At 40.8% G+C, this 23,360-nt stretch carries 23 protein-coding genes; 11 read left to right on the top strand and 12 right to left on the bottom strand.

From position 1 onward, the window contains the following. The first annotated feature begins 178 nt into the window (after positions 1-178). The 5 genes from KP77_RS14100 (at position 179) to KP77_RS18210 (ending at position 4,945) form a co-directional block, all read left to right on the top strand. Positions 179-1,627, top strand: a complete 1,449-nt coding sequence (locus tag KP77_RS14100; RefSeq protein ID WP_041123347.1) for a TcaA NTF2-like domain-containing protein — start codon at positions 179-181, stop codon at positions 1,625-1,627. Between the two features lie 884 nt (positions 1,628-2,511). Beyond that, the gene (locus tag KP77_RS14095) at positions 2,512-3,222 is read left to right on the top strand and encodes a hypothetical protein (protein WP_041123346.1); all 711 of its coding nucleotides are present in this window, start codon (positions 2,512-2,514) and stop codon (positions 3,220-3,222) included. Between the two features lie 273 nt (positions 3,223-3,495). After that, positions 3,496-3,990: a competence protein ComK gene (locus KP77_RS14090; protein ID WP_041123345.1), complete on the top strand. Its 495-nt coding sequence runs from the start codon at positions 3,496-3,498 to the stop codon at positions 3,988-3,990. A 51-nt stretch (positions 3,991-4,041) separates the two neighbouring features. After that, the gene (locus KP77_RS14085) at positions 4,042-4,578 is read left to right on the top strand and encodes a restriction endonuclease (protein ID WP_041123344.1); all 537 of its coding nucleotides are present in this window, start codon (positions 4,042-4,044) and stop codon (positions 4,576-4,578) included. Between the two features lie 205 nt (positions 4,579-4,783). After that, a complete protein-coding gene (locus KP77_RS18210) occupies positions 4,784-4,945 on the top strand; it encodes a hypothetical protein (protein WP_160289534.1) in 162 nt (53 codons plus the stop codon). Positions 4,946-5,226: 281 nt separating this feature from the next. Here KP77_RS18210 and KP77_RS14080 read toward each other — a convergent pair whose 3' ends face one another. The 9 genes from KP77_RS14080 to KP77_RS14040 all read right to left on the bottom strand — a co-directional run bounded on the left by KP77_RS14080 (position 5,227) and on the right by KP77_RS14040 (position 15,197). Next, positions 5,227-5,652 carry a type II toxin-antitoxin system death-on-curing family toxin gene (locus tag KP77_RS14080; RefSeq protein ID WP_041123343.1) on the bottom strand — a complete coding sequence of 142 codons (426 nt, stop codon included), beginning with the start codon at positions 5,650-5,652 and terminating at the stop codon, positions 5,227-5,229. A 23-nt stretch (positions 5,653-5,675) separates the two neighbouring features. Then, positions 5,676-5,957 carry an AbrB/MazE/SpoVT family DNA-binding domain-containing protein gene (locus KP77_RS14075; RefSeq protein WP_041123342.1) on the bottom strand — a complete coding sequence of 94 codons (282 nt, stop codon included), beginning with the start codon at positions 5,955-5,957 and terminating at the stop codon, positions 5,676-5,678. Between the two features lie 135 nt (positions 5,958-6,092). Beyond that, entirely contained in the window at positions 6,093-6,605 is a 513-nt protein-coding gene (locus KP77_RS14070) for a transposase (protein WP_052474271.1), read from the bottom strand. 257 nt (positions 6,606-6,862) lie between these two features. Further along, complete coding sequence (locus KP77_RS14065) at positions 6,863-9,019, bottom strand: 5'-nucleotidase C-terminal domain-containing protein (RefSeq protein ID WP_041123341.1); 2,157 nt, start codon at positions 9,017-9,019, stop codon at positions 6,863-6,865. A 266-nt stretch (positions 9,020-9,285) separates the two neighbouring features. After that, complete coding sequence (locus KP77_RS14060; protein WP_041123340.1) at positions 9,286-10,962, bottom strand: glycoside hydrolase family 13 protein; 1,677 nt, start codon at positions 10,960-10,962, stop codon at positions 9,286-9,288. Between the two features lie 69 nt (positions 10,963-11,031). Then, positions 11,032-11,850, bottom strand: coding sequence for a carbohydrate ABC transporter permease (locus tag KP77_RS14055; protein WP_041123339.1), 819 nt, complete (start codon positions 11,848-11,850; stop codon positions 11,032-11,034). Positions 11,851-11,853: 3 nt separating this feature from the next. Next, positions 11,854-12,684 carry a carbohydrate ABC transporter permease gene (locus tag KP77_RS14050; protein WP_200889076.1) on the bottom strand — a complete coding sequence of 277 codons (831 nt, stop codon included), beginning with the start codon at positions 12,682-12,684 and terminating at the stop codon, positions 11,854-11,856. 151 nt (positions 12,685-12,835) lie between these two features. Then, positions 12,836-14,065: an ABC transporter substrate-binding protein gene (locus tag KP77_RS14045; RefSeq protein WP_041123337.1), complete on the bottom strand. Its 1,230-nt coding sequence runs from the start codon at positions 14,063-14,065 to the stop codon at positions 12,836-12,838. A 127-nt stretch (positions 14,066-14,192) separates the two neighbouring features. Then, positions 14,193-15,197: a LacI family DNA-binding transcriptional regulator gene (locus KP77_RS14040; RefSeq protein WP_041123336.1), complete on the bottom strand. Its 1,005-nt coding sequence runs from the start codon at positions 15,195-15,197 to the stop codon at positions 14,193-14,195. Between the two features lie 428 nt (positions 15,198-15,625). Between KP77_RS14040 and KP77_RS14035 the strand changes: the two genes are divergently transcribed. The 3 genes from KP77_RS14035 to KP77_RS14025 are packed head-to-tail and all read left to right on the top strand — an operon-like array spanning position 15,626 to position 18,582. Further along, positions 15,626-16,396, top strand: coding sequence for a hypothetical protein (locus tag KP77_RS14035; protein ID WP_041123335.1), 771 nt, complete (start codon positions 15,626-15,628; stop codon positions 16,394-16,396). A gap of 3 nt (positions 16,397-16,399) precedes the next feature. Further along, the gene (locus KP77_RS14030; protein ID WP_084218721.1) at positions 16,400-17,632 is read left to right on the top strand and encodes a glycosyltransferase family 2 protein; all 1,233 of its coding nucleotides are present in this window, start codon (positions 16,400-16,402) and stop codon (positions 17,630-17,632) included. After that, the gene (locus tag KP77_RS14025) at positions 17,632-18,582 is read left to right on the top strand and encodes a hypothetical protein (RefSeq protein ID WP_152614742.1); all 951 of its coding nucleotides are present in this window, start codon (positions 17,632-17,634) and stop codon (positions 18,580-18,582) included. The genes KP77_RS14030 and KP77_RS14025 overlap by 1 nt, the downstream gene beginning before the upstream one ends. A gap of 74 nt (positions 18,583-18,656) precedes the next feature. On the opposite strand, the gene KP77_RS14020 is transcribed toward KP77_RS14025, so the two are convergent. Both KP77_RS14020 and KP77_RS14015 read right to left on the bottom strand, forming a co-directional pair. Continuing rightward, complete coding sequence (locus KP77_RS14020) at positions 18,657-18,860, bottom strand: hypothetical protein (protein WP_041123333.1); 204 nt, start codon at positions 18,858-18,860, stop codon at positions 18,657-18,659. A gap of 115 nt (positions 18,861-18,975) precedes the next feature. Continuing rightward, entirely contained in the window at positions 18,976-19,485 is a 510-nt protein-coding gene (locus tag KP77_RS14015; protein WP_052474269.1) for a competence protein ComK, read from the bottom strand. Between the two features lie 351 nt (positions 19,486-19,836). Here KP77_RS14015 and KP77_RS14010 point away from each other — a divergent pair, with 351 nt between their 5' ends. Beyond that, the gene (locus tag KP77_RS14010; RefSeq protein ID WP_041123332.1) at positions 19,837-20,304 is read left to right on the top strand and encodes a sigma-70 family RNA polymerase sigma factor; all 468 of its coding nucleotides are present in this window, start codon (positions 19,837-19,839) and stop codon (positions 20,302-20,304) included. 40 nt (positions 20,305-20,344) lie between these two features. On the opposite strand, the gene KP77_RS17885 is transcribed toward KP77_RS14010, so the two are convergent. Next, complete coding sequence (locus KP77_RS17885; protein WP_084218720.1) at positions 20,345-20,527, bottom strand: hypothetical protein; 183 nt, start codon at positions 20,525-20,527, stop codon at positions 20,345-20,347. Between the two features lie 61 nt (positions 20,528-20,588). On the opposite strand from KP77_RS17885, the gene KP77_RS17880 reads away from it, so the two are divergent. Beyond that, the gene (locus KP77_RS17880; protein ID WP_084218719.1) at positions 20,589-20,822 is read left to right on the top strand and encodes a His/Gly/Thr/Pro-type tRNA ligase C-terminal domain-containing protein; all 234 of its coding nucleotides are present in this window, start codon (positions 20,589-20,591) and stop codon (positions 20,820-20,822) included. A gap of 156 nt (positions 20,823-20,978) precedes the next feature. After that, positions 20,979-23,207 carry a hypothetical protein gene (locus KP77_RS17660; RefSeq protein ID WP_052474266.1) on the top strand — a complete coding sequence of 743 codons (2,229 nt, stop codon included), beginning with the start codon at positions 20,979-20,981 and terminating at the stop codon, positions 23,205-23,207. The last annotated feature ends 153 nt before the right edge of the window (positions 23,208-23,360 follow it).

Below are 23,360 nucleotides of genomic sequence, written 5' to 3'. Positions count from 1 at the left end.
CTGATGAAACGCCGCGGTTATGGGTATCGCAATGAACAAAACCTGTTTCATCGCATTTGTTTAGAAACAGGTTCCCACGACTTTTGGTGATGAACCATACTAATGTAAAAAATATAATCTGTTGGTATATAATTAGTACATATGTATCATTACTTTTTTCTTAAATAGGAGGGATAAGATGACTTGTTCATCATGCGGGCATATAGCAAATCAAGGAGAAAAATTCTGTCAAAACTGCGGACAGACACTGGAACCAAAACTAGAAACGCAGCCTTCACAGTCACCGCAACCTAAAACAAAGAAAACGTTTCGGCACAAACTATTAATTTCTGTTTTGGGTGTTTTTGTTCTTTTAGCCGCAAGTGGTATTGGTGGTAATTATGTCATCAGCAATCAGATTGATCTGAATAAAAAACTGAAGGCTATGGATCGTGATTTTCAGAACCGGAATCCTGAAGCATTTTTATCTCATTTTGAAACAGAAGACATTGAACATATGAATGCTGATCATTTTTATGATTATATTAATCAACAGGACTGGTCTGTGATACGCGATCAGCTTTCAAACGAGATTGAGTCTCTGGAAACAAACGGCTTTGCTGATCCTTTGATAGACAGAGAAGGGAACAAGATTCTTGCACTCGTCTCCGGGGAAGGTCTTTGGGGTTTGCCGATTTATGAAGAAGTGAACTTCAAGCTCCATCCTACAGAAGTGTTTGTTCTGAGTTCACTTTCTGATGTACAGTTCACTGTAAACAAGTTTGACTATTCACTGAAAGAAGATGAATGGGTTTCTGCAGGAACGTATTTACCAGGAAGCTATTCATGGAAATCACTGCTCACAAATGAGTTTGGAGATATTTCCGAAGAAGGTGAACTATTAGTAAATGGTAATGGTGAAAACCGCGTTCAGCTGGAACTGCCGGTTACTGCGGGTATGATTGAACTGACTTCTGATGTAAAGGAGGCAGAACTTTATATCAACGGTGAAGCCACAGGTAAAAAAATAAGTGAACTAGCATCGTTTGGTCCTATTGCTTACAATCAATCAATGGTTTTATCAGCTATGACTAAAAACGATCAGGGTGAATCAGTTGAATCTGAGGCCATAACGATTGAAAGTGACACCCCTGTACATCTTAAGTTCACTCATATTCAGGACCAGCTTGCAGCAGAAGAAAAAGCTGAACTGGAAGAACAGGCTGAAAAAAGAAAGCTTGAAGCTATAGCAACAGTGACAGAAGAACAAAAGACCGAAGTGGCCAGCTTCATTCGAGGCTTCCGTGACTCCTATGAAAATGCACTGAATTATGAGGACTATTCTTACATATCTTCATACTTTAAGTCAGGCAGCGTAATCGAGGATGAGTACCAAGAGTACCTTGCAAGCTTTGACGACACATATTTCCACTTTGATTTTTTGGATCACTCTGTAGAAACAGTAGAGGTTCTTGATCAAAACAAATTTAAAGTTATCACTAATGAATCTTTTGATTTTTATAATCATGTTGATGAAATCTGGCGTTATTACAGACTGAAAGAATACATCGTTGTCGATCAGTATGGAGATTATACGATCGAAGTGATTGATGTTTTGGATGATGAGATTGAAGAAGTGACTAACTGAAATCGGAATGCCGGAGAGTGGGCTATTAATTTAGTTTACTGTACCTACCATAAAAATCCTCCCTGTTCTTAACAAGATTCAGACTATTCACTACAAATGAATAAGGAATAAAGAAAAGCGTGTAATGGTAATGGTCTGTAAGTTGTTTTTGGCTATTTATGAGTGAAAATAAATAGTCATAAGTATGTGTAGGACAGGGAAATCGAAAATGTCGGTTTCTTACTTCTAACGACTTTTTGTTATTAATGTAAATTAACAGATTTTCAAGAGCGTACTTTTTACTTTTATGTTTGACGATAGAGTGAGTACTATACTCATACGACATAGCAATATTTTAATGACGAGTACTAGTTCAGTAACCGTGATTTATCTGTATGAATAATTTTATAGACCTGTATTATTTTGTTGAATATTTTTATTAAAGCTTTCATGCCAAACAGGTGTGAAGGCTTTTCACATTTGAAAAGAAATTCATATTTATTATACGAACAGTTACAGACAACTCTTCCTGCTGGGAGAATCCATTAAACTACTACCAGTCGATTATCAAAGAATCCAGCACTCTCTAAAAAGATTGCTTAGTTTAATCACCGAAATATGTGTACCAGTTAATGAAAGGGGTTAGTTTTGACAGAGCGCCTTGAAAATGTGCCGAATGAAATAACGTTTGAAACGCTGTTAGTTTATGAGCAGGGAGTCATCAATAATAGAATCAAATAGAAGATAAGGACATGAAAAAATAACTAAATAAAATATAAAATTTTGAAATTTTAAGAGGTTATGATCTGTTTTTTGTCGAATATTTACAGGGTGAAGAAATACTCAGTAAAGAAATCAATTGATCATTAGCTATACGAAAACTTATATGCAGTTAGGAGCATACAATGAAAAATATGAATGCCAGACTTAAAGATTTATATGAATCACACTGGGATCATTTAGAGCATAGCATTAATACATTGGCTCACCATGAGAAACCAACCCATCCTTTATTAATTCAGTTCAGAGATGAGGAGGCTTATATCAATGCTGATCAGCGGATCATGATTGTTGGGAAAGAGACAAATGACTGGGAGGGGCAGTTTGGTCAGCATTCACTCTCTAAGTTGCAAGAGACATATATGCAGTTTCTACATAATCAAACAACACGTGCAAAGCAGACATTATTTTGGCGCTATACGAATGAACTGATAACGCAATTAAGTGGCCCGGATCATTTGAATACGGCTGTTGTGTGGAACAACATATATAAACTGGGTCTTGCCGGTGGGAGAGGAGAGCCAAGTAACAAAATTAAGAAGATCAACTTTGAAACCTTTAACGTTTTTGAAGAAGAACTAAAGATTATTCAGCCGGATATGATTATTTTTCTTACGGGTCCTGTATATGATGAAGCTTTAAGAACGTACCTCCCGGGAATCGAGTTTGTTCAGGTAGAGGATGTGGATAAAAGAAAGCTTGCTCAATGTATCCATCCATCTTTACCACACCACACTTACAGAACCTATCATCCTCAATACTTGAATTATTTGACCCCGGGTAAAAGTGAGTTTCATCGGAACACGCCGATTGAGGTCATAGCAGATTTAATATGAATAGGGTTCAATATAAATGTTGAAACAAGTTATACGAGAGGTTCAGTTGTCTCATCTGATGTTTAGATTTTAACAAGAAATCATAATGCAGAACATGTTGTCATTGCATTGCGTATAAGAGACGATCTGAAAAAGACATAAGGTATCCACACATCGCTATTAAGAACTGTGTAGCTATTTTCTGCTCTATGTGAGGAAGATTGCCAGACTATACGTTTTGAATACATAAAACATAAAAGTATTTCTTGAACCCGTTGAATGGAGAATGTAATTTTGGGAGAGAAAAAAGTTAATGTAACAGCAATGGTTGATGAAAATACATTGGCTTTGCTAAGAGCAAAGGGTAACGTTTACCGGTCAATGATGATGTGTAAAGAGGGTATCAAGTATTCATCTCATTCCCCTATCACATTATTAAATGATTGCTGTATGCTTACAGGTTCCACTATGCTTGGGAGCATGGCTGCAACGACCGCCCGGCTTGGAAAAGAAGGAGATATACCATTTATCGTTAATCCGTTCAAAAGGATCATAGTAATGCCAACTCACTCACCTTTAGACGCTGATAATCTGTGGATATTCCCGCAGCATATTCAGGCAATCCACTTTCACACTAGAACAGCAACCATTATAGAATTTACCAATCGCCAGAAGTTGGTCGTCAACCTTCCACTCCGCAGACTGAATCAGAAGATGATGCATGCTCAGAAATTGAGAGAGATCAGTCTCAGAGATAGAAGCCAGGGGTTTTGGCTGGAGGGTTCGTAGTTTTTTACTGTTTTACTATGTTCAAATATTACTAAAATGTGAGGTGCAAATATGGACTTTGAATTTTCAGAAGGATTTAAAATGGGGCTCGAGCTTTTCTGGTCTTCATTGACTGCAGAACCTGCTCTATTATTCGGGCTCGCAGCTGTATTTGGCGGACTCTATGCGTTGTCATTCATAGTAAAAATGCAGAAAGAGCTAAAACTTAAAAGATCGGGTATGCTCGAAGTCGATGAGATGTCAGGCAGGAAATTCGAAGAGTATCTGCAGGTGCTGTTGAAATCAAAGGGATTTTATACAAAGTTAACCCCAGCAAGTGGTGACTACGGTGCCGATCTGGTCTTAGCTACAAAAACAAAAAAGATTATCGTTCAGGCTAAAAGATATAAGAAGAATGTAGGGATCAAAGCCGTGCAGGAAATTGCCTCAGCAAAATCCCATTATCAAGCAGATGAATGCTGGGTCGTGACGAACAGCCATTTTACAGAGGCAGCCAAGAAACTGGCCGCTTCGAATCATGTGCGCCTGATTGACCGGGAAGAATTGATGGGGTGGATGATGGAGAGACAGAAGGTGAGGGTTGGGTGATTAGAAGTTAGTGAAGTGAAGACCAGGGACTGTCCCGGGTCTTCACTGAATATGGAGTAACGAGAAGCGAGTGATGGCTATGTGCTGTCGCTCGCTTTTTGGTTATTTATAAGTGAAAGTAAATAAACTTGGGTAACGGATTTAAGAATGATGACTCATAAAAATTTTCAGTCAAGTATAAAAGGCTAAGTGGGAAGCGATATTGGTGCAAATCAACAATAGGATCGCTGTTAAAGATTATGAGGAGTATTTAAAAATCTATAACAAACCGGATTATGTAAGTAACTATTTTGAAGGTTTTAATACTCAGCTGGACAAATACAAAAAGCTGATTAATGAAGAATACTCAACCAGATCCCTGTCCTGAAAACAATTCGGACTATTCACTACAAATGGATAAGGAGTAAAGAGAAGCGAGTGATGGCGATAAGCTGTCACTCGCTTTTTGGTTATTTATAAATAAGAGTAAATAGTCATAAATGAGTGGAGGACAGGGAGTTACTAAAAAATGCTAAAAAAGACAGATATTTTTGATCAATTGAAATATAAATTCCCCCTTATCAGTAAAGGCTTGATCAAGGGAGTCTATATTTTATTTAACCTGCACTGCATGTCGCGCTCAAAGCATATAAGCAGGAAGCAGTAGAGTTAAAGGGAGTCTTCTAACGGCCGTATAAATGCTTCAACTTCCTCTTTTAAATACTGAATACAATCATTATCCTTAAATTTATCATCGTTCGCTACATACACAGTGAAGTCCTCAGCCTCCTTATTACTCCAGGTGAGCTCCAGTCCATTGATATTTAAAAAAGTTTCAAATACAGTCAGCGCAGTTCTCTTATTGCCGTTTTGAAAAATATGTCCGCCTCTTGCGAGTGAATGATAATAGCAGCATGCTTTTTCGATCACTTCAGGAAATGTTTCCTCACCAAAAAGCTCTGTCTTTGGCCTTTGTACCATACCTTCAAAGCGATCCTGATTCTTCACTCCCGCCTGTTCACTATCATCGTAAAAGTCCATCATTGTAAAGTGTATAAATAAAATTTCTTTAGCAGATAAATAGGTTACAGACAACGTTCTTCACCCCTCTGAATTCACTACCTGTCCCTTAAGTTTCTCAGTGCCTCGTCATATTTTGTAATTGCCCGGTTCATCGATTTCAGCACTTCAGGTCGAATGCCATCCGGAACAGAACGATTTACCTTTTTCATCACAATTTCTCCTCTTTCCTGATCATAATAGATCTCAATTTCATCACCTTTACCCATTTGCATTTCATCTACAATCTCTTTAGGTATAACCGCAGATAAGCTATTGCCGATTTGATTAAGTCGTCTTGTATGACGTTTTTCGATTTTTGATGTCGAGTTTCCACTCATTAGTAGTCATCTCCCTGTTATGATCATTAGCTTGATTAAAGGTCAATTTTATTAGTTATAATAATATTTATTATTAGTATTATTATAACTAACACTACTAATTATGCCAATCATGAATACTTAATTAAACAAGGTTCACATCTCCGGCACCACACCATCCGGCGCATGCCGATCCTCCTCAACTTTCGCCCGGTATTCCAGACAGTACCGGGCATACTCAATGTTAGTTTTCTGAAATCCATGTGGCAATAGCTCTTTCAATAATAGACGGTCCAGATAAGGTGGAGCAGAGGCAGTATCATCTGCGTACAGTGGATAGGAGCTGTACGGATAATCAACCAGCTCCTGAACCATCGGAATCATCGTTTCAATCGGATTGCGGTGAATATAACTGCTTACCATCAGCAAACCAATCGGCCCATCCACTTCTTTGGCGAAATACCGTTTCTGATAAATTCTCCCGATATGGCTATATCTTTTTGAATAAGAATCACTGTATCGTCGATTGATAATCGACATGATTTTAGATAGAGGATCTTTCTCAGCGCGGATCAGCAGGTGGTAGTGGTTAGTCATGAAGCAATATGCCAGAATAGTAAAAGGGTAAGTAAGATAAGCGTGCATCATCGCACGCTCAAGCTCTGCCATATCTTCTTTTGTAGTTTTTTGGTCCCCCTGTCCTGAAAACGATTCAGATTATTCACTACAAATGCATAGGTAAATAAGAAAAGCGAGTGATGGTGTTCAAATCTCAGTTATTTTTGGATACTTATGAATGAAATTAAATAATTATAAATGTGTGTAGGACAGGGATCCAAAAATAAATGTGTGTAGGACAGGGATCCAAAAATAAAACCAGCTCCGCCAAAGGCAGAACTGATTTTTAGACTGTCATTAAAATATGTTTATCGAATCAAATAATTATTAATCGAAAGCACCTTCGAACTCTGAGCTCTTGTAGCAGTTGCCCAAGGCTTGAATAATTCATCATACCCCATCACAATGCCATAATCTGAAGCCCATTGAACCGCAGCACGCGTTTCTTCATCCAGATTACCTAAGTCAGTAAACATGTCATTATCTGAAACGACGAACTGCTCGCCAGTTTCAAGCTCGAATGCACGCTTCAGCATTGTGACCATTTGTCCACGTGTAATCTCCTGGTTTGGCTGGAACGTAGTAGCGGACGTTCCCTTAATTAAACCATTCTCAAATGCAGCAGTAATCTCATCCTGCGTTTCAGCTGCCAGACCGGTTGTATCTTCAAATGGTGATGTGCCTTCAGCTTCTAACTCAAGAGAGCGAACGAGCATCGATGCAAATTGTGCGCGCGTTAGAGAATTACCCGGTGAGAATGTTGTTGCTGTTGTTCCTTTTACAATGTCGCTTGCATATAAGTCAGTGACAAAAGGATTTGCCCAATGGCTTGTAGGGACATCATTGAAAATAGACTTCACTTCCTGATATCTTCCTTCTGCATAAGCTTCTACCGGGCCGTCAAATGATTGAATATAGTCAAATGAAGCATCTACATCAACCGGACCGATTTCAGGCTGACCGATTGTGAATTCTTCCATGCGGTGTGCTTCACGTCCGTACATATAATTATTCACAACAACCGTGTATTCTTCATCAAGGTTTAGTGGATTTCCATCAAGGTCGTATACTGTGTCAATCGTGTTAGAGTCTCCATTCCACGTATAAGTAAAACCTGAGATTGAAAAATCCGGTCCGTATTCATCGCTCAGCTGCGTATTTAATACAGTAACCAGATCCTCGCCTTTAATCGTGAATTTCGTTAACGTATTGCCAAAAGGCTGGATATCGAATAAATCACCGTACGTGATTTCACCTTCATACAGGCTCTCTCTAATTCCGCCGCCATTCATCATGGCAAAGTCTGCATCCATTTCCCACGCCATACCATCAGCAATTAAATTGCCAAGCCCGTTATCACCGATCGGTCCGCGTGAGCCATAACCACCTGTAATCGTAAATGGCGCATCACCAGCATATTGCGCACGAACATCCTCTACCTGAGCTTCGTATTTATCAATAATAGCCGTGATTTCAGGATCTGCTTCAATGCCTTCCTGCACATTTGTTACAACCTCTGCTTCTTTAGAAACAATATCACCAGTTGCAGGATCGATTTCAAAATCAACATCAACGAATGCTTTACCATACTCGTAAGCTTGTACAATTAAAATATCATTGACTGTACGATTCACTTCGCGGTGATTGTGTCCTGCAAGAATGATATCAACTTCAGCGTCAATATTACGCGCGATCTCATCAGCTGATCCTTCGCCGCCTTCACCATCCTGATTTACAGGATTATGTGCAAGTACAATAATAGATTTAACGCCTTGTTCCTTTAATTCTTCTGTATACTTATTAATTGCTTCTACTTCATCAGTAACCTCAAGATTTTCATTACCCTGTCTCACAACGATACTTGGTGTCTCAGTCGTAGCGACCCCGATAAATCCTACCTTTTGTCCTTCAATTTCAGTTACTGCATAAGGCTCCAGCAATAATTCACCAGTTGATGAATCAATTGCGTTAGCTAAGACATTCGGGAAGTCCATCCCTGTATAATCTTCACTGCCTTTTCCTTCAGGATGTGCGCCACCGTTCACCATGCGAAGATATTCAGCAATCCCCTCATCAAATTCGTGGTTTCCTGCAGTACCAAAATCAAAGCCCATTGCATTCATCACTTCAACGATCGGCTCATCCTGAAATGCTGCAGAGACCAGTGGACTTCCGCCAATCATATCACCTGAATGAACGAGAAGCGTATTTGGATTTTCTGCTTCTCTGTTTTTAATATGTGTAGCCAGATAATCCATACGGCCAATTTCTGTTTCTACACCGTCAACCATCTCAGTATATGTACTCGTGTAAAAACCGTGTAAATCGTTTACCCCTAAAAGCTGAACATGAATGTTTTCCCCCTGAGCGTGACCAGTTTCACCTGCTGGAACTAAAACGAATCCCAGGGCGACTGCTGCACCAAGTGCCACGCCAACTAACTTATTACCAACCTTTTTGAACAATAGACTCTCTCCTTTAAACGTAGATAGATTGTGAGATTTTGACGCTCACTGTTTCATTATATAGTAAATAAAGGGAGGGGGGATGTAGTTATTGTAAAATTCAATGAAATAAATTAAAGGGAAATTCACAAATGAATAATCTTTATCGGGATGCTCTTCATTTACAATTTAACCGGAATGGCTATATTCAAAAGAGGGGAGCTGGATCCTCCCAGCCATTAGCTCAGGAATGAAAAAAGACCGGGACAAAATCCCAGCCTTTTAATCTATTCACCTAGATAAACCACAGCCTCATAAGGTCTTAATACAACCTCATCAGTCTCCAATGACGCTACAACCCCATTACTAACCAACACCTGATCCGCATCAAACTGAAGTTCACCAGGTTTCGTAAAGACCTGCTCCTGATCACTAAAGTTCGTCAGTACCAGCAGCTTCTTGCCTTCATATGATCTCGTATAAGCATAAATCTCCGTGTGATCAGGCAGCAACAATTCGTAATCACCATATTGAATAATTTCATATTGCTTCCGCAGAGAAATCAGTTTCTTATAATAGTGAAAAATAGAATCCGGGTCATGCACTGCCTTAGAGGCATTAATCTCTTTATAGTTTTCATTCACCGCAATCCATGGTGTACCAGATGTAAAGCCGGCGTTCACTTCGTCGTTCCACTGCATAGGCGTTCTTGCATTGTCCCGGCCTTTCGTATAGATCGACTGCATGATGTCCTCTTCACTTTTACCTTCATTCAGTGCATCACGGTAATAGTTCAATGTTTCAATATCTTTGTAGTCTTTGATAGAGTCAAACCGAATATTCGTCATACCGATTTCTTCACCTTGATAGATATATGGCGTACCCTGCAGCATATGAAGGAATGTGGCGAGCATTTTTGCTGAAGTGACGCGATATTCTTTGTCGTTTCCAAATCGTGATACCATTCTTGGCTGATCGTGATTATTCATATAGAGACTATTCCAGCCGGTGCCGTGCAGGCCTGTCTGCCAGCGGGAGATGCTTTCTTTCAGGTCACGAAGGTCGAGCGGCTTCAGATCCCATTTGCCTTCAGGGCCTGAATCCAGATCCATATGCTCGAACTGGAACACCATCTGCAATTCATCGCGCGAAGCGTCTGTATATTCAATCGCCTGTTCAACATTCACACCAGGCATTTCTCCAACGGTCATGACATCATAATTTGAGATGACTTCTTTATTCATTTCGTGTAAAAATTCATGGATACGCGGGCCATTCATAAAGTACTGGCTGCCGTCTCCATACTTCTTATTATGCGGATTAGGTCCATCCGGCAAGCCTTCTGCTTTAGAAATAAAGTTAATGACATCCATTCTGAAGCCGTCAATCCCTTTATCGAGCCACCATTTCATCATGTCATATACTTCGTTTCGAAGCTTTGGATTTTCCCAGTTCAAGTCCGGCTGTTTTTTACTGAATAAATGCAGGTAATATTCACCGGAAGCTTCATCATAATCCCAGGCTGATCCGCCGAATGTAGCTGCCCAGTTATTCGGTGCTTCCCCGTCGTGTCCCGGGCGCCAGATGTAATAGTCACGATATGGATTGTCTTTTGATTTGCGTGATTCAGCAAACCATGCATGTTCATCAGAGGAGTGGTTTACCACAAGGTCCATAATCAGCTTCATCTCTCTCTTATGAATCTCGTCCAGCAGGTTTTCCCAGTCGCTCATTGTACCGAAGTCGTCCATGATCGCCTGATAATCAGAGATATCGTACCCGTTATCATCATTTGGTGATTGATAGACAGGGGAGAGCCAGATGACATCAATGCCTAATTCTTTTAGATAATCCAGCTTTTCAATGATGCCGGGGATATCTCCAATCCCGTCACCGTTTGAATCATTAAAGCTTCTCGGATAGATTTGATAGACAACGCTTTCTTTCCACCATGTTTTTTTCATCAGATAAATTCCTCCATTTAGATAAAGTTATGTAAGGGGGGACGGCAAAAACCGTCCCCGGCTATATACTTATTTTAATGAACCTCTCATGACTCCGCCAATAATCCACTTCTGAACGAAGATATAGAGAACCACCATTGGCAGCATCGCAAGCAGGTAGGATGCGAAGGCCAGGTTATAGTCTGTACTGAACTGACCCTGGAATGCATATTGCACAAGAGGGAGTGTGTACATACTTGAATCACTTAAAATCACGAGCGGAAGCATGAAGTCATTCCATGCAGCAAGTGCTGTCAGGATCGCAACAGTTGCGTGCATCGGCTTCATCATCGGGAAGATAATCTTCCAAAATACCTGGAATGTATTCGCACCATCTATGATTGCCGCTTCTTCAAGCTCAACAGGCAATGTTTTTACGTAACCTACATAGATAAATACGTTAAACGCAAGGTGCATAACCCCATTTAAAATACCCAGACCTACCAGGTTGTCCATTCCCCAGCTGCTTGTCTGAAGCACAAGCGGAAGCATGATGATCGGGAAGGGGATGAACATCGCACTGATAAAATAAAAGTATAGAAACTTATAAAACTTCTTGTGCATATTACGCGCAATTGCATAGGCGACAAGAGAGTGAGTCAAAATGACAATGATAACTGTGAGTACAGTCACGAATACACTGTTACCGAGGGCATTGAAGAAGTTCGTGACTTCAATCGCCTCAATGAAATTACCAAAGCCCCACGACTCAGGAAGTGCCAGTATGTTGCCGCTCATTTCCTGAGGTGTTTTAAAGGCGATAATCACTGTGAGATAAATAGGGAACAGGATGAAAATGGTTCCGAGTATTAAGAAAATGGTTGCTTTCCAATTAATCCGGTTACTCATCAGTTATTTCACCTCTTTTCTTTCAAGGATTCGAAGCTGCACAACAGAAATAACGACGATCACGATAAAATAGATAACCGCATTTGCAGACTGGTAAGCAAACTGACCGGCTTCAAATCCGCCTCTATAGATTAAAAGAGAGATAGACTCAGTCGCGCGTCCTGGACCGCCGCCTGTTAATGCGATAATCTGATCAAATGCCATCAGGAAGTTTTTCATGGCAACGACCATGTTGATTGTAAAGAATGGTGCAATCAGCGGGAATGTAATTCTCCAGAATTTTGACCATGCTTTAGCGCCGTCAATATCCGCCGCTTCATACAGCTGCTCATCCACTGTAGATAATCCTGCTAAGTACAGCAGTGTATTAAATGCGACAGACTGCCATACGGCAACAATGACAATTCCGATCCAGGCAAGGTCCTGATCACCCAGAATGTTTTTAGAAAGTGCTTCAATGCCAAGCGCCTGACCAAGATCCGGCACCATATGAGTGAAGATGAATTGGAAAATATAACTCACAATCAATACACTTAAGATAAATGGCAGAAAGTAAGTCGCTCTAAGCGTTTTTCTGAACTTGATTTTTGCATTTAATCCCATTGCGATCAGTACACTGATAATGTTGACTAAGATCGTAGAAACAATCGCAAATTGGAATGTGAATCCATAAGCCCCAAGTGCTCTTGAGTCCTGGAATACTTTAAAATAATTTGTAAAGCCTGTAAAATCCCAATTTCCATACCCTTTAAAGTTTGTGAAACTGTAAAAGACACCCTGGAGTGCAGGATAAGTATGAAAGATGAAAAATAAGACAAAGGCAGGGATAACCATCAGTAAAAATGCATGATCTCTTTTCAACGTATTTCACTCCCTCAACATAGATTGACTGCTGACCTTGCTCCGCGCACGCGCACAGATCATGCCCGCAGCGAAATCAACAGCCATCAGATGAACAATGGGGGACAAGCCCCCATTGTAAAATTTACCGGTTTTGTGCTGCTTCCCACTCTGAATCAATGACTTCAAGTCCTTCAGTCTTGTTGCCGTTGATCAGCATATCGAGTACAAGGTTTTCAACACCCATACCAGCAGGATAGTAGTGGTCCTGGAAGCTTGTCAGACGGTCATTTTCAAAGTATTCACGGATGCCATCAAACACTTCATCCTCCTGATAAACACCTTCAACAGCAGAGAATGCACTTTGCTCATTCATATACTGTTCAGCGACTTCCTGCTCAAGCATAAATGACAGGAATTTCTCCGCTTCTTCAGGATGCTCAGTTGACTCACTGATCGCAAGCGCAACATCGACACCTGACACAAGATTATTCTCTTCAGGGTTGTTACTTGATGGAAGTGCAAACGTGCCAAGCTCTACATCAGGATTGGCTTCTCTGATTTCTGGAATTGCCCAATTACCCTGAATATAAAAGACGCCTTCTCCGTTAGCAAAGGCACTATTACCGTCGCCATATCCGATTCCGAAGTTATCACTATGACCATATTCAAGCAGCTGAAGCATTTTTTCTGCAACCTCGTCATAATCCTCGACGAAAGATGCTTCACCATTATTTTTCATTTCAGCGAAATCTTCCGGTACGATATTTCCGGCAACCCCATTCCAGATCGCCATACCAGTCCAGGCTTCCTGTAACGTTAAATAAAGTGGAACCTCGCCGGCTTCTTTTGCCGTCTCAAGTGCAGCAATGAACTCATCCCATGTTTTCGGAATTTCAATCCCTAGCTCTTCAACCTTTGCTTTGTTATAAATCACGTGGTTCGCATTCGTTGCATAAGGGACACCGAAGCTTCCCTCTGTATCAGGGCCAGCTAATTGTCCAAGCATGTCTACATAGGATGACTGAACCTGTGACAGGAGGTCCGTATCAGATAAGTCACGAAGCACACCTTCACGTGCGAACTCACCATACGTCGCGTTTCCTCCAATTGAAAGGATGTCAGGCATATCATTCTTAGTCAGGCGTGTACGCAAGACTGTCTCCGCCTCAGGAGGTGCCTCAAGTTCAACGTTAATATCCGGGTTTTCTTCTTCAAATTGATCAATTAAAGCCTGATACGTATCGATACTCTCAGATTTGTTTGAGAATAGCTCAAGTGTGACGCTTCCATCATCATTTCCACCGCCGCAGCCTGCAAGTATGGCAGCTGCCGTTCCTGCTGTTACTAAAAACTTTCCATAATGTTTTTTCATTAGTAAGTTCCTCCTAGATTGATTTGAGTAAACGTTTACTCAAAATATAAAAAAATAAGGGTTATATTAAGTTGTTTCTAGAGTAAACGTTTACTCTAAAGTGATAAGTCTCCCATTAAGGAGATACTCAGTTCATCTTTTTTACGCTCTGTCTTTCAATAATTTCATGCGGGAATACGACACTTTCCTGCTTTTCATCGCCATGAATCATATCCAGCACCATCTTAGCAGCAACCTCACCCATTTTAGCAACAGGCTGGGAAATCGTTGTAAGCGGTGGAATACTGACATTACAAATCTGGATATTATCATACCCGATCACGGACACCTGTTCAGGAATTTGGATGCCCATCTTGTAACCTTCAGATATCATTCCAAGCGCCATCTCATCACTTGCTGCAACAACTGCAGTAATGTCAGGGTGATCAGTCATCAATGTGCGAAAAGACTTAGCGCCATCAATGTAACTGAATCCTTTGTGAGAAACGATCATACTTTCTTCAAAGGGAATCTGGTGGCTGCTCAAAGCCATTCTGAAACCTTCCACTCTCGGTACACCGGCGATCATGTCGTTCCGGTTTCCGCTAATCATCCCGATTTTTTTATGGCCCTGACGGATCATATACTCTGTCGCATGAAATGACGCGAGACGGTCGTTCACTTTGACTGATGGAACAGGCAGGTTTAATGATTCTGTAGACAATAGCACCAAAGGAATACCCGAACGTTCAATCATCTGGTAATACTCCTGTAGCAGCACTTCACTTGTAAAGATGATCCCGTCAACCTGCTTGGCAATCAACAGCTGAAGGTATTGCATCGTTTTTTTTCCTTTTGACTCCGTGTGACAAACAATCAGACTTGAACCCTGTTCATGCACAGTTCGTTCAATCCCTGACACCATCTCAGATACAAGCATGCTTGACAACGCCGGCACTAACAGACCAATCGTATTCGTTCTTTTACTGATCAGCCCCCGGGCTACCCCGTTAGGTACATAACCCAGCTCTTCAATTGCTTGTTCAACAGCCTTTCGCGTATCTTCAGAGAAACCGCTCTTATTATTCAACACGCGGGAAACCGTCGCAATTGAAACATTTGCAGCCCGTGCCACATCCTTAATCGTCGCCAAATCACATGCCTCCTGACTATTACAATAATTACGTAAACGTTTACATGACTGATCATACAGAATTTTTGAAGCGTTTGCAAGAGGGGATTTGGGGACGGAGTTTGCACTTCGGAATAGGGGGACAGAGTATGGTTTTTGGGGATGGAGTTTACACTCCAACAAAGAGGAACAGAGTTCACACTCTTAGTGGAGTGTAAACTTCGTCCCGGAAATAAGAAATCCGTTTCCAGTTTTTTATATGTTTTTTTAAACTTTCGACTCTTCAAAAACATCATTCACCTATATATAATTCTAATATATATTTTATGTATGTGAGATTAATATAATAAGTGTATGATAAATAGTTCTATTATCCTGTTATTTGGGTACAGCATAGATAGGTCAGTTTGATAGCTGATTTATTTTTACAAAAAGAAAGAGGAATGTTCATGTTTAAGAAACGTTTGTATTTGTTATTTGTATTATGGGGATTGACATTAGGTTTGCAAGCTTTGCTCCCTGAAAGTTACGCTTCAATTCATGTAATGCTAGTTATGTTGTCTCTTGTTATAATGATGTTTTTCAGGACAAAAATTAATTTTCTGATTGTCCTGTCCATTATATTAGTCTATGGATTTAGTTTAACTTTTTACGCCCAAATGAATGGTATTTTTAGTGGCGGGCAATACGTACTGATTGCTGCGCACCTTTTGTTAACTGCTTCTCTGCTTATTCTTTGGCTCATTGTGCATGACATCAAGTCTTTAGTAGAAGAGAATAAGAGCTTAAAGGAGCGGATCATGTTACTTGAGAAGTTTGACCTGAATACAAAAGCTCTATCGATGCCAGAATTTATGGAACGTGGCTTGATCATTGAAACTGCTATGAAGCGCAGACGTGAACAAGGGCGGCTTCTATATTTTAGAGTGAAGGATTCTGTACCGGTGGAGGCCAGGAATTCACTGAGGCATTATTTTGTAAATACTTGTCTCCATACGGTTAGAGAGGAATTTGATCTGGTGACATCTCCTGATCAGAATGAAGTCTTTGTGTTACTGCAAGGAACAAATGCAGAAGGTGAAAGTATTGTGATTAATAGACTGACAGAGAAGTTAAGAGAGCATGTGAATTACATCGAATTGCCGTATAACATTGCTTCCTATGAGATCGGAAGTTTGAAAAACATCATGGAGCAGTTTGATCAGCAAAGGGGGGCGTAAACATTGAATATCGTTCTGCTGTTGATCATGAGTTTTTTCTGGACGTTACTGATTTTTTATTCTGTTTTAACATTAGCTGGCGTCTATTACCGTGCCAAAAGTCAAAAGACTATTGAACTGGAGACGTATTCATCTGTCTCTGTCTTAATTCCTGCTCATAATGAAGAGATTGTCATTGAGGATACACTTCATGCAATGGCTCAGCTTGATTATCCCGGAGAATTGCAGATCTATCTGCTTGATGATGGCTCGTCTGACCGAACACCTGAAATTGGGAAGTCCTTTCAGGAGGCATTTAGTCGGATCCATTATATTTCAGTTCCGCCCGGGGAGCCTAAAGGGAAATCACGCGTCCTGAACTATGGGTTATCTATTATCGAATCTGAATATTTTTTAGTCTATGATGCAGATAATCAACCCGAGCCTGATGCTGTAAAGCTGCTTGTTGAAAAAGCGGAAACGACGCAGCATGCTGCCGGGGCTGTAGGATATGTCAAAACAAGGAATGCTGATAAAAACCTGCTTACTCAAATGATCGCACTTGAATTTCAGGTCTTTCAGCTACTGATGCAATCAGGCCGCTGGCAGCTGTTGAAGCTGGGCTCGTTGGCGGGGACCAATATGCTGCTGCGTAAAGATATTATCGATCAGCTTGGAAGGTATGATGTTTATGCACTGGCAGAAGATGCTGAACTCACGATTCGTCTAACTGCAGAGGGTTATTTGTTACCGGTCGTACCGGATTCAAAGACGTGGGAACAGGAGCCGGAAACGATCAAAACATTTATTAAGCAGAGAACCAGATGGCTGATCGGGAATCTATATTTACTGGAGAAAGTGTTTCTGTCTTCAAAGTTCTGGCGTAAAAAAGCTTTCCATCATTCAATTCAGCATTTAACCGTTTATTTATTCTTTGCGGTTCTATTGCTATTTTCTCATCTCTTTTTCATTGGTAGCCTGTTCGATTTGTTTGAGCCGACATATGCTGCACCAATCCTGATGCTGTGGTTTATGAGTTATATTGTCTACACAGGTCAGCTGATCGGAGCAATTGTGATGGATCGGACAGTCTCACCTTTAAAAGTAACAGTCGCACTGGTGATGTATTTTACGTATGCCCAGCTGTTTGTTATTTTACTTGGACGGAGTGCTGTGATCTATGTGTGGAAACGAATGGTGAAGCGGGAAACGATTAAGTGGGATAAAACAAACCGCTTTAAAAACAGGCCGATTTAATGAAGAAGTCTATTTGGATTCTAACTGTTTTGGCCATTTTAATAGCTGCAATAGGAGTGACCATTCTGATGAAGTCTGATGAAACATTCTGGTCGTCCGAATCATTTCAGGATATCGTGGAAACCCATTATATGACAGATTCAGGGAAGATCCGTTCATATGGAACGAATGAGAACGAACAATTTCTATTGGAATCTACTGGCTTATATGTGCAGTGGCTGGCAGATCAAGAATTGCTTGAAGATGTTGAGATACAACTGGATGTCATAGAAAGAGAGTTTTTTGTGGAAGAGAATGATAAACAGTTTCTTGCGTGGAAAATCGAAGGTCAGGAACGTGCTCAGACAACTGCATGGATAGATGATGCGAGAGTTCTGCCGTATATGACGAATAAGGATCGTCTTATACAATCGATTAATAAGAATCAGGTGAAAGATGGTATGGTGGCTGATTTTTACGATTGGGCACAGCAGCAATCAAGTAACCGTGTAGTTCTGAGCTATGGAATGGAGGAATTTGACGGGCTGAACCTTGAAGGTATGCAGCAGCTTTATGAGAAAATTGCGCAGGCAGAGGGCACTTTTTATGATGAATTCTATTTGATAGAGGAAGAGCAGTTTGAAAAGGCTGATGAGGTGCATATGGTGGACCAGCTGCTCATTGCTTTGGAGCTTGAAGAATTGAATTTATCTAATGATCAGTTCTGGAACTGGCTGCAAAATGAATGGGAAACTGAAGGTTCCATCTCAGGGAGATATGACCGGAACTCATTGAAAGGAAACCTCGTAGAATCAGGGGCTGTCTATGGCATAGCAGCTGAACTGGCAATGCAGAAGAGTGAAAGCGAGCTTGCTGAAAAGTGGAAGCAAAGAGGGTTTGAACTTGTGTATAGAGAAAATGGGGACTACGGTGATGTTCACTTTTTTGATTTGGTATGGAATGCACCTTGACAGAATATCGAACAGATCCAAATAAAAAAAGCCACGATTCCTTTTAGAAAAAGGGCGTGGCTTTCATTGTATACTTATCTCTCCAAAGCTTTAGTATTAGAGAAAAATAATTCCTCAGCATAATCAGTATTCTCCAGTTGCTTGGAGCGTTCTATTACAGATTTGCTCATTTGGTTAAGTGGTGTATTTATTTTCACATCAGCAATTTGGTCTAAAAACGTTTGCTTATTATGACGCATGATTCGAGACTTTATCCTATTTTTGAAAGTACGTTTCATTGCTATCACCTCTTTTATATATTATATAATATTGTTTATGATATGCAAAACGTTCTTATCGGTTGGGATAATACGCTGAAGACCAGGGACAGTCCCGGGTCTTCAGTCCTCAGCATCAATCCCTCACAGGCGGCATCCTCAAATAAAGATTCATCCGTTTTTTTGGCAGGTGGATTTCATGAATAAGAATCGTTGCTGCACGCTGATATTGTCTCTGAAATGTACTGACCGAACAATTTACAGTTAATCTTTCTCCATTAATAAATTGAACGATCGCCTTCCCTTTTTCACTATGGGGAAGGATTTTTTTGTAGTGATCAATTGAAATCCAGGTGTTGTCAATATGTGATGGTGAATGGGTTGGGAATAATATGATCTCTTCAAATTGATCGACAAGTACTGGGATCTTATTGTAAATACAGAGTTTGTGCCTGGCAGATTCCAATCTGCCTGAGTATGAGCTGCCTTTATCAAGACAAGCCTGATTGATCAGTTTGAGCGGGGTGTGTGCGGAGTAGCAGGTTCTGTCAGGCTCCATGATCATTGATTGGTATTCCAGATGTCTGGCGCACCTGATTGCCATTGTTGAGCTGTTGATTTCGTAATCTACGCGATTTTCTTTCATCCATTTCTCCTCTGTTCGGCCTCTGCCAAAACGATTATTAACGTATCCAATGAAGTGTCCCTAAGAAGTCCCGTTACATACTATTTCGACATTATTTTATATAATCCTTCTGAAAATTAAAAATATTTTACTATTAAGTAAAAAATAACAAAATATTAATATGAAAGTCTGAGTGTTTTTTGTTTGTTTATGCTGAAACTGCACGTTTACATATGTGAAATCTGCAAAACAGAGCGATAACTGTCTTCAAACGTCAAAAACGCTAAATCGCTGCCTGGATCATTCTTTTATACACTACACGTAACCCAGGGAATAACCGGCAGACGCGTCTCCATATTGGAGAAAAAGAAGATGACATTTGAACAGCAGTACGAACAGTTTGAGCCAATGATTTTTCATATGATGAAGAAGCTGCACATTACCCGTGATCACGATCTTTATTTGCAGGAAGGGCGGATTGCGCTGTGGAAAGCATCAGAGAAATTTGATGAAGAGAACGGAGAGTTTGCGCCATTTGCTTATCAGTATATACGCGGCGGGATGCTTGATCTGATGAGAAAACAGAATAAGCTGCTGGAGCGGGAAACGGTGAAATCTGATGAGTACTGGCAGATGAATATGGACATCACAGAAGACAGACTATTAGAGATTGATATGCTCGCGCCGTATGCAGAAAAGCTAACCGCGCATCAGAGAAAGTGGTTCTGGCATACGTTTATTGATGATATGACCGTTGGTGAGATTGCGGAGCGGCATATGGTGAGTGTGAGCGCGGTGAAGAAGTGGAAGAAGGGGGCTGTGGAGCGATTGCGGGGGTAAGAAACGAAGACCGGGGCGCATCAGCCCGGGTCTTGATCAATTATGATACTTTAAACTCCCCAACAATCCCACTCAATTCCTCAGCCATCTGAGAAAGCGCAGCAGAACTCGCTGCAATTTCTTCCATCGAGGCACTCTGTTCTTCTGATGCAGCCGCGATGGACTGTGATTCTGCAGAAGAATGTTCGATCATTGCAGTTATTCTGGCAGTAGATTCAACCATGCTGGCTGTCCGCTGATCAAGGTCTGTCACTGATTTCAGTACATTTCTTGCAGCTTCTGAAATGACTGCAGAAGCTTTTTCGATTTCGTTGAAGCTTGCCAAAACAATGAGGAGGGATGGATTGAGGGTTGAAGTGGAATTTGGAAAAAAGAAGATAGGTAAGGCGATGGACCGGGCGAATAGAGAAGGGATGCGGTATGTGGTGGTGCTTGGGGAAGACGAGGTGAAGAGTGGTAAATATAAAATAAAGGATATGAATACTGGAACTGATGAAGAGGTTCGATATAATTTTTAGGTAAAATTTGAAGTTGGGGACGGGGTTGGCACTTTGAATGGAGCTGCAACTCTGTCTCTAATTTTCACTCATTTCAAATTTACATTTTTTATCTATCTCTGCTATTTTTATAGTATATTAGTATTGAGATTAAAGAACTATAAAAGGTGGATTGAAATGAACCATTTTCCGATACATACACTTGATTTAAAAACAAGATTAGAACTGGATAAGTTGGCTTATGATCAGGAGGATTTTGATAAGGAAACTTTAGAAGGTAGTGCTTTTCAGGAATTTTATGATGACCTGACTTTTATGCTGGATGGGCATGAAGTAAAGGCTGGATTGAATAATGAGCAGCATAGTCTGGAATTATTAATGCTGAAGTATGATACTAAGGTACTTTATGAGCTAATGGAGAGCTATAGAATGGAGTTGGAGGGGACCTTTCTTGATCTCAAGCAAATCTCAGCAAGGCTTATGAAGTATGAGATCGCACTGAGGTACAGATACTCACTGGGGCTCTATGACACAGATGAATCGCTGACAGACTATCGGGCACGAAAAATAGCTGAACTTGAGAATAGGAAAGTACATCTTGTTTTAAAAGCAACGAGGCATTTTACATTGCCTACGATCAGTATTCCGGTTGATCAGGTGAGTGACGATTCGCGAACGACATACGTTGATACCCTGCTGGAAACGATGGATGCTATGGTTTATGAGCATCAATACTTTGACACGGCCCGTGATGAACTGAAATATCAGCTTAGTGCGATCGATTTGCGAACTAAATATGACTGGTCTCCCCAGAAAAAGGGGTGGAGGCTGGGTTATTTAGAGCAGCGTGCGATACAGGCAGAGTTAATCCTTCATTTGAAAAATGGATTAAGAGAGGCAATGCTCATTGGTGACGAGATTGCGATCCGTAAATATATCGCCTGTCTGAATACCGTCTATTACGTCAATTTAGTAGTAAGTGGAATTGAACCTGAAAAGAAGCCTTATGAAATGCCTGCAGTTGATTATCTGGATGCGTCATACATTAATACAGGTGTGCTGGGCACCAGCATGTATGAAGCAGGGAAGAGTTATGCTGAAAACGTCCGCATGCTTGGAACAAGAGGGCACGGTATAGCGGCTGAAATGGCGAATGATCTGATCGATAAGGCTACACTGAAAAAAGCGGAGCTATTAGGCAGCGATAATGCCAAAAATGGAGCAGACCGGATTGTAAATGGTGAACTCATACAGACAAAATACTGGTCAACGGGCGGAAAAAGTATTAAAGATTGTTTTTCTGATGACCAGTTCAAATATGTGGCTGATGGAAAACCGATGCAAATTGAAGTGCCGAAAGATCAGTATGAGCAGGCGCTTAAGTCTATGAAGGATCGTATCACGCGCGGAGACATGAAAAATCTGGGCATTACTGATCCCGAACAGGCCGCTCAAATTGTCCGGAAAGGCAATATCAGTTATAAAACAGCACAGCGCATAGCAAAAGCGGGAACAATTGAAGGAATTAGTTTTGACGCATCCAAAGGCGCAGTTACAGGACTTAAAACTTTTGGTGTTTCTGCAACCATTTCATTTGCTTCGGCAATCTGGAAAGGTGAGAATGCTGACGAAGCCTTGGGCCAGGCTGTTAAAGAAGGGTCATCAGTATTCGGAAGACATGTTGTTCAGCATGTGCTGACCCAGCAGATTGGGCGTACAGCTTTAGAAAAATCAATGCGGCCTGCAACTGATTATGTTGTGAAAAACGTGCTTGGCAGTAAAACTTCAGCTCAAATTGTGAATACTTTTTTACGTACTGCATCACAGAAATCGATTCATGGTGCAGCCGCACTTAATCATTTATCAAAAGTATTTAGAGGTAATATGGTAACGATGGCAGTAACAACAGCGGTCATGTCGTCAGGCAGTATCTACGATGTGATTAATGGGAGGATCTCAAAATCTCAGCTATTTAAAAATATTGGAACCGCCGGGGCCAGTGTCGGAGGAGCCGCACTTGGGGCTACTGTAGGCTCAGTTATACCTGTAGTCGGAACGTTTATTGGAGGTGTTATAGGGGGCGTCATCGGAGGAAAAGCTTCCAAAAAAGCACTCGACAGTATGATTGAAGACGATGCAATTGCAACGCTAGATGACATGAAGAAACTCTTTGTAGAAAACATTGAAGAATTAAATCTGGACAGGGAGGAACTGAACTTTATCGCCGGCAAAATTTTTGACGGTAAGGCTCTGCCAAAAGAACTGAAGCTAATGTATGCAGCGAATGATCGTGAACAATATATATCTGACAAAATGGATCCGTATATTGATGTGGTTTTGAAATCGAGACCAAGAATTTTGGATGTAGGCGATTTTGTGAAGAGTTATCAGGAGAAGGCGGTTTAATATTTGGGGACGGAGTATACACTCTGTCCCCGTTTTGCGCAGTGGAGTGCCAACTCCGTCCCCAGTGTTCCCAGTGTTTTAATCCATTTAATTATGTACATGATTTTCCGATATAAAGATTAACATCTTAGATTTTAAAATTGGAGGAATCAT

The organism is Jeotgalibacillus alimentarius (assembly GCF_000829445.1).
GTDB classification, from domain to species: Bacteria; Bacillota; Bacilli; order Bacillales; family Jeotgalibacillaceae; genus Jeotgalibacillus; species Jeotgalibacillus alimentarius.
Note: the sequence above shows the minus strand (reverse complement) of the source record. Positions and strands in the feature narration are given on the sequence as shown.

Excerpts from the sequence above, each read along its gene's own strand:
- KP77_RS14015 (WP_052474269.1), bottom strand. The coding sequence starts at position 19,485 with ATGAAAGAAAATCGCGTAGATTACGAAATCAACAGCTCAACAATGGCA.
- KP77_RS14020 (WP_041123333.1), bottom strand. The coding sequence starts at position 18,860 with ATGAAACGTACTTTCAAAAATAGGATAAAGTCTCGAATCATGCGTCAT.
- KP77_RS14085 (WP_041123344.1), top strand. The coding sequence starts at position 4,042 with ATGGACTTTGAATTTTCAGAAGGATTTAAAATGGGGCTCGAGCTTTTC.
- KP77_RS14045 (WP_041123337.1), bottom strand. The coding sequence starts at position 14,065 with ATGAAAAAACATTATGGAAAGTTTTTAGTAACAGCAGGAACGGCAGCT.
- KP77_RS14095 (WP_041123346.1), top strand. The coding sequence starts at position 2,512 with ATGAAAAATATGAATGCCAGACTTAAAGATTTATATGAATCACACTGG.
- KP77_RS14070 (WP_052474271.1), bottom strand. The coding sequence starts at position 6,605 with ATGGCAGAGCTTGAGCGTGCGATGATGCACGCTTATCTTACTTACCCT.
- KP77_RS14100 (WP_041123347.1), top strand. The coding sequence starts at position 179 with ATGACTTGTTCATCATGCGGGCATATAGCAAATCAAGGAGAAAAATTC.
- KP77_RS14075 (WP_041123342.1), bottom strand. The coding sequence starts at position 5,957 with ATGAGTGGAAACTCGACATCAAAAATCGAAAAACGTCATACAAGACGA.
- KP77_RS14035 (WP_041123335.1), top strand. The coding sequence starts at position 15,626 with ATGTTTAAGAAACGTTTGTATTTGTTATTTGTATTATGGGGATTGACA.
- KP77_RS17880 (WP_084218719.1), top strand. The coding sequence starts at position 20,589 with ATGACTGCAGAAGCTTTTTCGATTTCGTTGAAGCTTGCCAAAACAATG.
- KP77_RS14060 (WP_041123340.1), bottom strand. The coding sequence starts at position 10,962 with ATGAAAAAAACATGGTGGAAAGAAAGCGTTGTCTATCAAATCTATCCG.
- KP77_RS17885 (WP_084218720.1), bottom strand. The coding sequence starts at position 20,527 with ATGGTTGAATCTACTGCCAGAATAACTGCAATGATCGAACATTCTTCT.
- KP77_RS14025 (WP_152614742.1), top strand. The coding sequence starts at position 17,632 with ATGAAGAAGTCTATTTGGATTCTAACTGTTTTGGCCATTTTAATAGCT.
- KP77_RS14010 (WP_041123332.1), top strand. The coding sequence starts at position 19,837 with ATGACATTTGAACAGCAGTACGAACAGTTTGAGCCAATGATTTTTCAT.
- KP77_RS17660 (WP_052474266.1), top strand. The coding sequence starts at position 20,979 with ATGAACCATTTTCCGATACATACACTTGATTTAAAAACAAGATTAGAA.
- KP77_RS14050 (WP_200889076.1), bottom strand. The coding sequence starts at position 12,684 with ATGGTTATCCCTGCCTTTGTCTTATTTTTCATCTTTCATACTTATCCT.
- KP77_RS14055 (WP_041123339.1), bottom strand. The coding sequence starts at position 11,850 with ATGAGTAACCGGATTAATTGGAAAGCAACCATTTTCTTAATACTCGGA.